Origin of the sequence: Ensifer sp. Root558, assembly GCF_001427045.1 — a bacterium.
Classification (GTDB): domain Bacteria; phylum Pseudomonadota; class Alphaproteobacteria; order Rhizobiales; family Rhizobiaceae; genus Ensifer; species Ensifer adhaerens.
The window spans coordinates 90,252-102,400 of the sequence record NZ_LMGC01000011.1 but is presented as its reverse complement, the minus strand read 5'-3'; the positions used below and the strand labels follow the sequence as shown (position 1 = coordinate 102,400).

At 58.6% G+C, this 12,149-nt stretch carries 8 protein-coding genes and 5 pseudogenes; 5 read left to right on the top strand and 8 right to left on the bottom strand.

Translation table 11 applies throughout. From position 1 onward, the window contains the following. Positions 1 to 343: 343 nt before the first annotated feature. Positions 344 to 433: pseudogene (locus tag ASD63_RS36770) on the top strand (alpha/beta hydrolase); the annotation flags it as partial. A 134-nt stretch (positions 434 to 567) separates the two neighbouring features. On the opposite strand, the pseudogene ASD63_RS34185 reads toward ASD63_RS36770, so the two are convergent. From ASD63_RS34185 to ASD63_RS13285, 5 genes and pseudogenes are all read right to left on the bottom strand, one after another. Beyond that, a pseudogene (locus ASD63_RS34185) lies at positions 568 to 657 on the bottom strand (transcriptional regulator); the annotation flags it as partial. A gap of 103 nt (positions 658 to 760) precedes the next feature. Continuing rightward, positions 761 to 2,947, bottom strand: coding sequence for a mechanosensitive ion channel family protein (locus ASD63_RS13295; RefSeq protein ID WP_060529491.1), 2,187 nt, complete (start codon positions 2,945 to 2,947; stop codon positions 761 to 763). Between the two features lie 107 nt (positions 2,948 to 3,054). Next, positions 3,055 to 3,209: pseudogene (locus tag ASD63_RS36150) on the bottom strand (esterase); the annotation flags it as partial. A gap of 562 nt (positions 3,210 to 3,771) precedes the next feature. Next, entirely contained in the window at positions 3,772 to 5,007 is a 1,236-nt protein-coding gene (locus ASD63_RS13290; protein ID WP_034791526.1) for a biotin/lipoyl-binding protein, read from the bottom strand. 3 nt (positions 5,008 to 5,010) lie between these two features. Further along, the gene (locus ASD63_RS13285) at positions 5,011 to 5,442 is read right to left on the bottom strand and encodes a hypothetical protein (RefSeq protein ID WP_034791552.1); all 432 of its coding nucleotides are present in this window, start codon (positions 5,440 to 5,442) and stop codon (positions 5,011 to 5,013) included. A 952-nt stretch (positions 5,443 to 6,394) separates the two neighbouring features. Between ASD63_RS13285 and ASD63_RS35055 the strand changes: the two are divergent. Continuing rightward, positions 6,395 to 6,607, top strand: a pseudogene (locus ASD63_RS35055) (hypothetical protein); the annotation flags it as partial. A 290-nt stretch (positions 6,608 to 6,897) separates the two neighbouring features. Here ASD63_RS35055 and ASD63_RS36765 read toward each other — a convergent pair. Continuing rightward, the gene (locus ASD63_RS36765; RefSeq protein ID WP_089045375.1) at positions 6,898 to 7,059 is read right to left on the bottom strand and encodes a Thivi_2564 family membrane protein; all 162 of its coding nucleotides are present in this window, start codon (positions 7,057 to 7,059) and stop codon (positions 6,898 to 6,900) included. A 365-nt stretch (positions 7,060 to 7,424) separates the two neighbouring features. Here ASD63_RS36765 and ASD63_RS13270 point away from each other — a divergent pair, with 365 nt between their 5' ends. The 3 genes and pseudogenes from ASD63_RS13270 (at position 7,425) to ASD63_RS13260 (ending at position 8,806) form a co-directional block, all read left to right on the top strand. Continuing rightward, a complete protein-coding gene (locus ASD63_RS13270; RefSeq protein ID WP_060644053.1) occupies positions 7,425 to 7,826 on the top strand; it encodes a pyridoxamine 5'-phosphate oxidase family protein in 402 nt (133 codons plus the stop codon). A gap of 121 nt (positions 7,827 to 7,947) precedes the next feature. After that, a complete protein-coding gene (locus ASD63_RS13265; RefSeq protein ID WP_034791558.1) occupies positions 7,948 to 8,346 on the top strand; it encodes a hypothetical protein in 399 nt (132 codons plus the stop codon). Positions 8,347 to 8,436: 90 nt separating this feature from the next. Further along, positions 8,437 to 8,806, top strand: a pseudogene (locus tag ASD63_RS13260) (hypothetical protein). A 162-nt stretch (positions 8,807 to 8,968) separates the two neighbouring features. On the opposite strand, the gene ASD63_RS13255 reads toward ASD63_RS13260, so the two are convergent. Continuing rightward, positions 8,969 to 10,012, bottom strand: coding sequence for a histidine kinase dimerization/phosphoacceptor domain -containing protein (locus ASD63_RS13255; RefSeq protein WP_034791560.1), 1,044 nt, complete (start codon positions 10,010 to 10,012; stop codon positions 8,969 to 8,971). A gap of 835 nt (positions 10,013 to 10,847) precedes the next feature. Further along, complete coding sequence (locus ASD63_RS13250) at positions 10,848 to 12,146, bottom strand: NtaA/DmoA family FMN-dependent monooxygenase (protein WP_034791563.1); 1,299 nt, start codon at positions 12,144 to 12,146, stop codon at positions 10,848 to 10,850. Between the last annotated feature and the right edge of the window lie 3 nt (positions 12,147 to 12,149).

Below are 12,149 nucleotides of genomic sequence, written 5' to 3'. Positions count from 1 at the left end.
GGGCCGCGCGTCAACGGAGCTTGGGATGATTTGCCACGTTCCCTCCTCATATCTGTGTCGATGCCGAGTTGGTTTCCGGTCATGGGACCGCAAAACCCCGTTTAGAACTGAGGAGATGCCCATGTTCCGGCGGACCGCCGGGACAGACGACACTGGCCGGGTGAACTCTTTACCAAGCTACACATCGACACCCGAGAAACGTTCATCAGGGACAGCAGGCAGACCGGGATTTCTCAGCGGTCCGGTCGCAGCGCTGTTAAATGATTGACAAAACCCGGTTGGGATTAAGTTCACGATGCCAGGGGCCTTAGAGGATGTGCCAGACAGGGCACCCGACGTTCCTATGTCCGTCGTCGGTCGAAACAGCGTGCAGGTCGACCGCGCAATGATCTTCGCCCACCGCTTCGGCTCCGATCAGAATATGTGGCGGTGGTCACTCCAGCGGCGCCTGCGAGCGCCATTCCAGTCATAGCCCATCACGTTCTCCCTGCGGTGAACTGCGCGCGTGGATCCTTCGACGGCATTGTTGTCCTAGGACAGCATCTCGAGACCGTGTTTCCGGACGATCTAAAGCAGCTTCAATGCGGGGCCGCTCGGCCCCTTCGCGCCGGTTTCCCACTTTTGCACTGTCGATTCCCTGGTGTTCAGGTATCGCGCGCCGCTCAGGTCATAGTTGCGCTGCCGCTAGCCGTGATCCTTCTTCCCCGCGAGAGGTCGCTTCCGGCACACTCGATGAGCGCGCCGGAACGAGGCCCGCTCTTCACTCGGATGCGGCCGCAGCAACAACCGCCTCATTGTGTTTCGCCAGAGCTTGCTGGGCTGCCGCAGCGACGTCCGAACTCCTATCTCCCGCGACTTGAACTGTCGGGAACGCCGGTTTGATGTCGTTGTCGTGAAACGCCTTGTTGATCATCATCAGCGCGCGGCGCTTGAGCATGAACTGTTCTCCGGGCACGGTGGTGAACTTCATTCGCAGGATCAATCCTGAATCCCCGAGGCTATCAATACCCTGCATCTTCAGGGGTTGAATGGTAATCGCCGCAAACTCAGGATCGACCAGCAATTCCTGCCCAATCTTTTTGATGATCTTGCGTGCTTTGTCCACGTCGGTGTCGTAGCCGACGGTAACCGTGAGCTTCTCGACGACCCAGTCCCGGCTCATATTCTGGACCGCGCCAAGCTCGCTGAAGGGAACGATATAGATCGCGCCCCGGTGGTGACGCAGCTTCACCGATCTGAGGCTGAACGACTCGACGGTGCCCTTGTAGCTGCCGCTTTGGATGTACTCCCCGACCCGGAACGCGTCGTCGAGCAGATAGAACATGCCGCTGATTACGTCCTTGACCACCGTCTGTGCACCGAAGCCGATCGCTACACCGACGACACCGGCGCCTGCGATCAATGGAGCAATCTCAACGCCGAGCGACGACAGGGCCATCATAATGGCGACCGCCACGAACAGGATCATTAGGACGTTCTTGAGGATTGGTAGAAGCGTCCTGATCCGGGCACGCTTGCGTTCGCGTTCACTCCCGGTTTCGTGGGCCGTTTCCGTCTCGCCAAGCTTCCGATCGATCAGCACCTTAACGATGTTCCAGACAAGGTCGATTGCAAGCAGGATGATCCCGGCACTCAACGCTCCGCGCATCAGCCTCAATGCAGCCGAATCCTGAGCGGCAATCCCTGTCAACTCGATATCAAGCACCTCCGCCAAAACGACAATTGCACCGACGAGAAGCGCTGCGCGAATCCCACGCTCGACCATCACCGAGATTACCCCCGGTCTGGTTGGACTTTCGGCATCGGCCAGACTGCTCGTCAGAAGATTGTCGACGGAAGCGCGCGTGAGGGCGATCGCGCCGGGAAGTGCGGCGGCAACGACTGCGATCCAGAATGGCTTCATGGCACCTGCCACCCAGAGAAGCCAAAGCGCAACAAAATAGCCAGTCCAGACCCAGTTTCGGGCGCGGACACCTATCCTGCTGAAGCGGCTTGCGTGCTCAGTCGGGCGATGGACCATTGGACGGTTCCACACGGCTTCGATGCCAAGAAGGAGAAGGACGATCCCCAGCGTATAGGCCACCACCTGTCGCGACGGGTCGGCAAAGCCAAGCGTGGTGAGAAGATGAACGGTGACGGAGCCGAAAGCATACCAACCCACCAAGTAGCCCAGCCGCTTCGTCCAATGCGCAGCCGCCTGATCGGAGACCGGTATGACCCGAAACCGTTCGGCATTTGCGAAGCCATCGGATCCAGACGGTGCAAGGAGGAAATCGAAAGCGACGAGTGCGAGCCGGAAGATCACCACCGCGAACAGGTAACCGACAACGATTTCGCGGACGAGCGGCGACCAGTCGAAGGCAAGGAAGAAACCAAGGCTCCCCAGCGCAAATGCGAGCACGTAACTCGTGCCCCATAGCAGTCTCGCCGAAATCGCCACCAGCTTGTCGCGTACGGTCAGAAATCGCAGCGAAGCGATCCAAGCACGCCAGCCTCGGCTGAGCCACCAGAAGCACCATTGTGCGGCCAACCCTGCTGCGATGAAAGCGAGCACAAAGACGATGGGGCGTGCACTGCGGCTGGTATCGAGCTCGCTCTGCAGGACGGACGCCGCGCGGGCGGTTTCGGCCGGGAACGCGCGCAAGCCTCCGAGAAGCTGGGCTGCTCGCGCACGAAAGATCGAAGCAAAGCCGGCATAAGAAACAGTTGCAACGGCGGCCGGCGCCGCTGCACCAGTGGCGGGTTTCGCGCTCAGTAGCCAAGATCGCACCTGTGGGTCATCCACAAGTTCGAGGAAACGCTGAACTTTCTCTGCCTGGACCGGATCTGGAGCCTTTTCCTGTGCGGAGCCCGGCGAAGATAAGACGGCCAGTGCGGCCACAAACGCGAGCCCGGCAAGCGCCAAGCGGATGAATGTACACATTCGATTCATAGACAACGTTTGCATCTTGGGTTCTCGCTTCCCGGGTGTTCCGGTTAATTTCTGCAGTCTGTGGCAGAAGGCTGACACGCTGGCTTAGTCTGTGATCTTCCAGCCATCTTGGACGGTCCCCATCCGGCGGCGTTTCCTGCGGCTGCGACCGTGTGGCTGCGAGGATCTTATCTCCAAGACCGACGCGGCTATCCGTTAGTGTATGCCCGTCGGAGATGCGCGCCGCCATCAGCCGGACGATATCAGGCGATGGGGCGAACTGCCGTGATTGAGACAATCACATTCCAATGAACAACAAGTGTCGCACCAAGAACCGCGAGCCGGATTTAGACGAGCTGTGGGCCAAGGTTCCTTCACCCATGTCCGATCCTCTCATGGCAATGGTGGTGACGTTCCGTGGCAGGAGAATCGAGCTGCCGTTGATGCGCATTGCAGGCCCCAGACCGAGCTTGACGCGATTCCAAGCCTGCCGACGGGCTAGTGGCCACAACCTCAAACAAATCCTCGGAGGGCAGGAATTTCCCGGATTATAGCACGGTGTGGATGGGAAACGACGACTTGGCACCGCGCGGCCAGTCTGGGGATGTTTGAAGCCGCCTGGAGGGTCACACATTGAACGACTTCGACGATAGGAAGCGGGGTTCATCTGTACCCTCTTCGGCGGTTGCCAACGTGCGACCTTGACCGCTTTGCGTTATTCGACTGGCTCAAGCGCCCGCTCCTGCCAATCCGTTAGTTCGTTAGCAGCTTACTTACGCTGCCAGAACAGCAAGGAGCCCCCTGTTAAGCAGCCTTTGTCTCATGTCTGCACCCTTTCACGGACCACGTTTCACTATGCCTCAATGCCCCCCAAGCACCAGCGTCTGCACCGGCAGCACCAGTGCCTGCAAGCGCAGGATCATCGCGTGCACGAGGCCGAGGGTATCGACCACGTGCAGGTAGATCCAGCGGCCAGTGCTGATGTCGGATGACTCCAGTTCCTCATGGCTGTTGGTATAGGCATTGGCGATGCAGGTGCTGCCCGGAGGCACGTCATCGAGCCCGCCGGGATAGAGTGGCTCCATGAAAACAGTGAGCGTGCCAGGCTGCGAAATATTCGCAACATCGATCAGCTGATCGCTGGCGCGAACCTGGCCAGAGGCAATCACCTCCTGCACCTCGGTGACGACGAGCGGGATGATGGTGAAAGGCTTGCCGACGCAGGTCGCCTCGCCGATCATGCCGACCTTGATCACTTGCGTCTCGATCTGGCCGAAGCCGGCAACCAGCCACGGCTTGCCACCGTTACCTTCAGGCACCAGAACGCCCGCCGGCCGCAACATTGGATTGACCACTTCGCCCACCCGGAGGGTGAACTGCTGCAGCGTGCCAGACACGCCGGCGCGCACGGTGGTCTTGGCGATGTCGACTTCCGCCTGCTTCAAGGCCGCTTCGGCGCTGGCCTTCTGCGAGGGCAGTAGCGACTGGAGCTTGGTCTCCAGCGTCTGCCTGTTGGATTGGGCGGCGGTAAGCGCACCCTTGCTACCTTCCAGTGCGACTTGTCGACGCTCGATCTCGCGCCGTGCGACGACATTTGGGTTCAGCTTGTTCAGTTCGACCTGGGTGTCGTACTCGTCTTGGGCCTGCTGCACCGCCGCCTGTGCCTGCACAATCGCGCCATCGGCAGCGACCAGCTCGGTGCGCGAGACGGTCATCTCGGCATCGACTTCGGCGATCTGGCGGCGCGCTACCTCGGCGGCGGCTTCCTCTTCCGAACTGTCAAGCTTGAAAAGCGGCTGGCCGGCCTCCACCTTTTGAAAGGCGGTAACATAGATCTCGGAGACCCGTCCGCTAGTCTCGGGCAGCACCGCGACAGTGCGGAACGCCGCGTTCACATGGGACGTCGACGGATGGAAGTAGAAGATCAGTGTGATCAGCGAAATCGTCAAGACGATGCAGGCGGTGATCCCCCAGCGCAGTTCGAACCAGACCGAATAGAGCGTAATCTCCCGCCCGAACCTTTTGCCCTGGACATAGCGGCGGAAGAGGTAATCGGGAAAGATCGTCAAAAGCGAACAGAGAAGAAACTCGAACATGGCTCAGATCCTCACTTCCGCCCTCGGCTGACTGGATGCGGCGGCAGAACCACTCGCTAAGGCTTCGGGCTCAGGTGCCGATGGCTTCTCCGCCTTGCCGGCAATCCTCTCCAGCGAGCGGGCGATCGAACCAAGCGGCGAGGAGAAGTCAGGCAGGTCGATCAGCGCCAGGATGAGGGCGGCGATCCAGAAGATGTTGTTGTGGGTGAGCAGCGAGATCAGCCCCAGCACGGCCACTAGCTCGTACTGGACCTTGTGGGTCTTGTGGGCGAGCGTCTCTGGCAGTGAGTGCAGCCGGAGATAGAAAGTGCCGATCGCGAAGATCGCCAGGATCATGAAAGCGACGACGACGTTGAACAGGACGTCGGTCTGTCCTGGCGCCGTGATGAATGCGGGCAGATGATGGATCGCAGTCGAATGCACTAATTCTGCCAACTGCGTTTTCCTCGAACCTGGTCAGATTAGGCCCTATTTCAGAGGCTTAGCATACAATTGATATTTGTACAGCGGAAGTTTCTTTAGGCCTCCCATCGGGCTGAAATTGCGATGTGTTGCAGCTGGGGAGCTTGTAGCGGACTTCGACGACATCAGCTTCGACTTGCATTTTGACGGGCAGTCGGCCCCGAATACATAAACGTGAAATCCGACAGCGCGCGGTCATGTTTAACGGCAATGTGCTTGCCTGTCGCACACCCTTTTAGTCAATCATCGGGCGCCGGCCCGGAGTTCGGCATTGAGCTCGGCCTGGGGCTTGCGCCGGTAGAGTTCGGCAATGACAATCGACAAGTCAACGGGGAGCAAAGTACTATTTGTCGCGATTGCTGAGAAGCCCCGCCAGCAACTCGATATGTTGTTGTTGCTTGTCAATCAGCGATTTCAGCTCGACGTCGCGCATTTGATCCAGCTTGTCCATGCAGCGCCATGATCTCAATTTCCGCCTTCAGGTTAACCTCATAATCGTGTGTCGCATCAGGCCCTCTTTTTGGATGCCTGTTGTTTGACACGGCTCCGTAGAGGTTTGCCTTCGATATGCTGGATATCGAAGGCGTTTGTCCTGCACAAGATCGCTGAGCTTGCGAAAGCCGTAGGTAGGCGGATCGAAGTTTTCGCTTTCCACGGCGGCTCGAATGTGTTCCCCACCTGCGATATTCCGGGGGCATAGCGAACAAAAGGTTGGGCCACTCGCTGTGATCGCATGACCCGCCCAATTCCATTGCCTACATCGGCTCCTAGCAATTCGGCTCCTCTAAGGAGAGGTATCAACGTCATACAATTCACCTCGTTACGCCGGGGCGTTTGCTGCTTACCCGTCGGAGGTGGCCTTTCGCCGGGAATCCGGAACATAGAGACCCAGCAAGCGTTTAGATTCATCCACTGGGAGGTAATGATGACGAAGCGCTCCCTTCCCATGTCGCCTGAGGTGCGCGCGGCAATTGCCGCGTTTCTGAGCGCGTGCCAGAAAGAAGCCCGGCCCTTTGCCACGTCTGAGGCCCTAGGGGCAGTCCGGCGTATATTCCCTGATCTGGATATTTCCGACACGGATCTCATGGATGCAATCACCAGCGAAGCATTCGTGGCTGGTTTTGACGTGGATACTCCGAATACTGCTTCCGGGGAATGGGATAGTGAAGGCGGCGCACCGCGGACCGAAAATCAACGGCATTAGGTAGCAAAGACCGTGGTTTTTGCTACCTAATGCCGAAAATCAAGGCATGGGCAGTAATGACAGGGATGATAGAAGGTGGCAGGCAAGAGCAACCAAGGAAGGTAATGAGTTGCTCTAGGACGGTCCTGGGGACCGGCCCAGTGGGGCCCACGCAAAAGCGCGATCCGATAGGGTCCGCTTCACGTGGATGGCGGCCTCGGCTGCGCCGAGTAGTGGCACTTGCTTCAGATTAAATCCAGATAGTGGAGCAACGCGATAACGCCGACGACGACAACAACGATGTGTGCCATCTGCTTCATTGCCGCGTCGATTGGAAGTTTTTGAACGAACCACAGCATCAGGGTAATGACAAGGCCCGTGACTAGGATGCTGATTGCGATGAACAACTTCAAGGAGCGGCTTTTTCGACTGTATGTCAGAGTCAGATATCGCCTGTGGAAACTTGCTAGTTGTTGCGGCAAGTCAACGCGAGGGACGAAACGCGAACAGGCCGCTGTCGGGATCTTTATGTCCAGGGATCCCTGTAGATCCAATATCTGCGGCGATCTGATTGGATGTAATTCCGTTGCTACCATATGCATGGCGGCATGCGCCAATGCGACGTGGTACCCGCGCTTATCGTCCGCTTTCATGTTATCATGAAAACCAGATTGCAAGCATCCACACAAGCGTCGAGTTCGTCTAGCGACACTGAGAATTACAGGGAGCAACGCCAGTGAGATTGCGCGAGATGCTACCCAGCGAATGCAGCATGCTCATCGCCGAGCAGCGCGTCGCCCGGCTTGGGTGTTGTCGCGACAATCAGCCTTATGTTGTGCCAATTTATTATGTCCGCGCAGAGGGCCAAGTTTTCGGGTTTTCGATGCCGGGACGGAAGATTGAATTCATGCGCAGCAATCCGCTCGTTTGCGTTGAGATTGAGCATTGCACTGATCAGCACTGCTGGAAGTGCGTCATCATTGAGGGCAGGTACCACGAATTCCACAAAGAGACGGACAAGAAACACGCTTGGAACATACTGAAGGTTTACAATGATTGGTGGGATCCAGGTGCCCTCAACTTGGGCTCGGATGCCAAGCCACCGGGGTACCTTCCTGTTTTTTTCGCAATCAGTATGGACAGTGTGACGGGCCGTGAAGCGACTCTAGTTTAGGTTGACGCAGGCTATCAGTCAGCGACTGCTGGCCCAGCTTTCGCCTGAGCTGAGTTGAGTTGACAGCGCCGACACGTGCTCCAAACTCTGCTTTCATGGGTTATGGAGACTTGTAGCCGCCATGCGAAGTCACGCTTGGCAGTTTGTCAAACGGTTGCTCGGCCGCGAGGCAGGCGAACGCTGGCGCGAGGCTTGGGGACTAACATTTGCCATTCTTGTGCTGACGCCATTGACCGCGCGGGCCAGCGTCTGGTTTGCGGTCACCTCGGGCGAGTTGATAAATCGGATCGCCTACTTCCACCATCCAGCCACACCCACCACGCCCATGGCATTGTTGACTACAGCGGCAACGCTTGCCGCATTCGCGATCATGAGGGACGTGTTTTTCACAGCTGTCCGCCACTTCTTCTCGACTACGCTTCACGGCAAATGGCGCGCGTGGCTCGATCGACGCTTCAACGAAGCATTGCTCGACAGCAACCATACGCATTTCCCGCTCAGATGCGTCCGGGTCCGCTAAAAAACTCGTACCTCCTCTACGTCCGCGTGTTTTTCCATTGGATCGGGCGTTACCGACATTCCGCCGGCATTCCCGAAACGGGAGACTGTCATGAGAACGTTGTTAATCGCGATCGGGCTGGTGTCTGTTATGGGTGGGACTGGGTTCGCAGCCGAACCGGCCAAGATCGTCGACACCAAGATGGGCAAGGCGTTGGCTGATGACGGGGATGACCCTCTACACTTTCGACAAGGATGCCAAAGAAAAATCCAACTGCGACAAGGATTGTCTAAAGAAATGGCCGGCATTCCACGCCGCCGCGAACGCTAAGGCGGAAGGAAAGTGGTCTCTGGTCAAGGCGGCAGACGGCGGGGAAATGTGGGCGTATGAAGACAAGCCGCTGTACACATATGCCGAGGACAAAAAGGCCGGTGACACTAACGGCGATGGCGTTGGAGGTGTTTGGCACCTGGCCAGATAGCGAAATGAACGGGCGGGCTTCCGATCGCCCGCTTAAGGCACATGCCCCTGGTGTGATAGCAACAAAGCAAAGCAGATATGTTCCGCTCTTGGCGTTGAACATCTGACCCTTTTGAAGCGGAACCTGCGCCCCCGACACAGCGTTCCAACGGGAGATCTGTGCCTACGCGGCCGCTGGGGGGTTCTTTTCGCGAGCGACGTCTCCCCGATGCCTGATGGTCACGGCAGTGCCGGGATTTGCAACGCTCAACTGGATTTCGCTCTCCAGGGTCCTGGCAAGCGCGTCGACGATGCCGGTACCCAGCCCGGGGACAAGTTTGCCGCTCGGCATGCCGATGCCGTCGTCGGTGACACGAAGCGTCCACTCGTTGCCGGTCGAACTATAGTCGATGGCAATTGTGCCGCATTCCTGCCCCGGGAAGGCGTGCTTGAGCGCGTTGATCACCAATTCGGTCACAATAAGCCCGAGCCTGACAGAAACATCGGCTTCAACAGCGCTCTCATCAACTGTCACCGATATCGAAACCCGGTCGTCGGCGAGCATCGACGCGCCAAGGCTTTCGCAAAGCTGGGTGAAGTAGGTGCGCAGTTCGACGCTGCCGGCGCCGGACGTACAAAGCTGCCGTTGCACGGCCGCAATCGACATGACCCGGTGATGGGCGTTGTGAAGGTGGCCGCGCGCTTCGTCCGACTGAACCCGGCGTGCGCTCTGCATGAGAACGCTGGCAATGATCTGAAGGCTATTTGCGACCCGGTGCTGGACCTCCTGCACCAGGATGGCCTTCTCGCGGATAAGGTCATCTTTCAGTTTCGCTTCAGCGCGCGCATCCGTCACATCAGTGATGGCCAGCAGCAGCCGGATATGCGCCTTGTCGCCATCGTCGAGGATCTGCGCATTGACGATCAACTGTCGTGTGCTCCGGTTGGGGCGCTGGAAGTCGATTTCGTAGGCCTCGATCCGGGCGCTTCCGGAAGCGGTAGCGTTTAGGAGCGAGGCGAGCTTGGGCATTGCCCATTCGCCATTTCCAAGCGAACCGAGCGGTCGGCCGGGAACGGTCGCCGGATCGATTTCGAAAGTGCGGCAGAACGATGTGCTCGCTGCAATAACCTTCTGGTCTCTAGACAGGAAAAGCAGCGGCTCGTTCGATGAAACCACCACGGCAAGGGTACTCGCCGCTTCGAAATGGACTATCGGTTCGTTCGACATGAAATGGCCCCTCAGGGGCCGAAAACTCGCGGGGCACGAGCCATCACTCGGCAGGAACGCCGCGACACGGGACTTCGTGCTGACGTTCGAGTATAAGGTATCATGTCGGATGCGCGGAGACATCACACTTAATTGGCATCGTCGCTGATATCTCGAGCGGAGTGGCGGGCCGCCAGTCCGTTTCCGCTCAAAAGTGAGGGATAGGAGAAGAAAAGCACAATGAGCGATCCAAGGCACGGCAAGTGTGCGCCAGGAGCGGCTATTACTAAAATCGAATTGTCCAACGACGGGTTCGGGGCCGGTAGGGGAAGCCTGCTACAGGGCAAATTCGTCGGAAAGCCGCCGTTCGGCAACCCACCCAAAGTCTGTTCTAGCTGCCGGCTTCTTCATCCCTCGACACCGATTGCCTCGACGACTTCACCAGCGGGATGTCAATTTCCGGGTGCCGGGCGGGTTATTCTGGAACGAGTCAGGGCCCGCGGTCCGGGTTACTTTGGCGGGCGGAAAGCCGTCGGCATCGGCGCGTATTGGCCGTAGCGCTGGGAACAGCAGCTCCCTCAACACGGCGCGCAAGGTCCTGCCACTAAAGGCCGCATGGCCGACTTCATGGAAACCTTTCCAATGACGGGACGGCGCTTTACGGCTGTGCAGAGTGGCTGAGGCTGACGTCGGGCCCGCACGTTAACGATTGACACTAGCTGTGATGGCAAACACAAACCATATTTCGCTGGTTCGATCTCCGCCGGCCTTGGCATCGACTTTGCGCCGGAATGTTGATCGGTTGCTGGGGGCGGACCGATGAATTGAGCCTGAGGCGCGCCAGGGCCTGTCTGTACTAGTACGGGAATGGCAATGCATAGCGCTCGCGAATGGTTTGTTCCTCGTAACGGTTACGATAAACACCGCGGTCCTGGAGGATCGGGACGACCTTCTTCACGAATTCTTCGATGTCATCAGGTGCCCGGGGCGGCTGAAGCGTGTAGCCGTCGACGGTGCCGTCCGCCCAAAGGTCGATAAGCGCATCGGCGACCTGTTCCGGCGTCCCGAGCAGCAGGCGGTGGTGCCCTTCCGAGCGGCGCACAGCCTGCCTGGCCGTCAACTTCTCATGTGTCAGCAGATCGGAGAGACCAAGGCCCATTCCGACCGCCTGAAGACGGTTGGGATCCGGAACGAAACGCTCGGCATCCAGAATGGCATCCGGATCGAAACCGTTGGGATCAATACCGTTCTCCCTGACGAAGCGTGCGATCAGGCCGTCCTCCGAGCCCGCGCCGCTGAAGAGTTCGTGTTTTCGCAACGCCTCCTCTTTCGTCTCGCCAAGGATCACCACCACCCCGGGCACGATCTTAATGCCCTTCGGGTCGCGACCGATGGCTGCAGCGCGATCCCTGACCTTCTTGCCGAAGGCCTGGCCAGCAGGGCGGGAGAGGATGTTGCAATAAATGATCTCGCCATGGCGGGCGGCGAGCTCGATACCGCCTTCGGATGCGCCTGCCTGCGCGATCACCGGATGGCCTTGAGGGCCACGCGGCACGTTCAGCGGTCCCTTCACTGCGAAATGATCGCCTTCGTGGTCGATCGCATGCGCACTCGCCGCATCCCAGAACCGTTCGTCGGGCACATGGCCGTCGCGGGCGGGATCCCAGCTTGCCCAGAGTTTCTTGGCAACATCGAGAAATTCGGAAGCTTTAGCGTAGCGCTCGGCTCGTGGGGGCAGCGGCGCCGAGCCGAAGTTGGCAGCCACATTCGGATTGAAGGACGAGACGATGTTGATGATCAGCCGGCCACCGGCCACGATATCCGTCGACTGGGTGCGGCGGGCGAGATTATAGGGCGAATTGTATGTGGACGACATGGTTGCGACGAAGCCGATGTCGGGCACCTGTGCCGCAAGCGCCGTACAGAGGATGAGCGGGTCGATGGTATGGAATGGTCGGCTGTTCGGGTCGGTCATCAAGGCTGGATGATCGGACAAGAACACGGCGTCGAACAGACCTTTGTGGGCGAGTTCCGTCAGGCGTCTGTAGTATTGAGGGTCATAGATGTCGTGGCGGCTCCCGCTGCGATATTTCCAGGCGGCCGGCAGATAGCCTGTCGTGTTGATGCCGACATTGAGATTGAGCGTGCGGGGCATGCG

What these genes read in the sequence shown, in the direction of transcription:
- ASD63_RS13270 (WP_060644053.1), top strand. Translation starts at nt 7,425, where the DNA reads ATGCTCATCGCCGAGCAGCGCGTCGCCCGGCTTGGGTGTTGTCGCGAC.
- ASD63_RS13255 (WP_034791560.1), bottom strand. Translation starts at nt 10,012, where the DNA reads ATGTCGAACGAACCGATAGTCCATTTCGAAGCGGCGAGTACCCTTGCC.
- ASD63_RS13265 (WP_034791558.1), top strand. Translation starts at nt 7,948, where the DNA reads ATGCGAAGTCACGCTTGGCAGTTTGTCAAACGGTTGCTCGGCCGCGAG.
- ASD63_RS13295 (WP_060529491.1), bottom strand. Translation starts at nt 2,947, where the DNA reads ATGCAAACGTTGTCTATGAATCGAATGTGTACATTCATCCGCTTGGCG.
- ASD63_RS13250 (WP_034791563.1), bottom strand. Translation starts at nt 12,146, where the DNA reads ATGCCCCGCACGCTCAATCTCAATGTCGGCATCAACACGACAGGCTAT.
- ASD63_RS13290 (WP_034791526.1), bottom strand. Translation starts at nt 5,007, where the DNA reads ATGTTCGAGTTTCTTCTCTGTTCGCTTTTGACGATCTTTCCCGATTAC.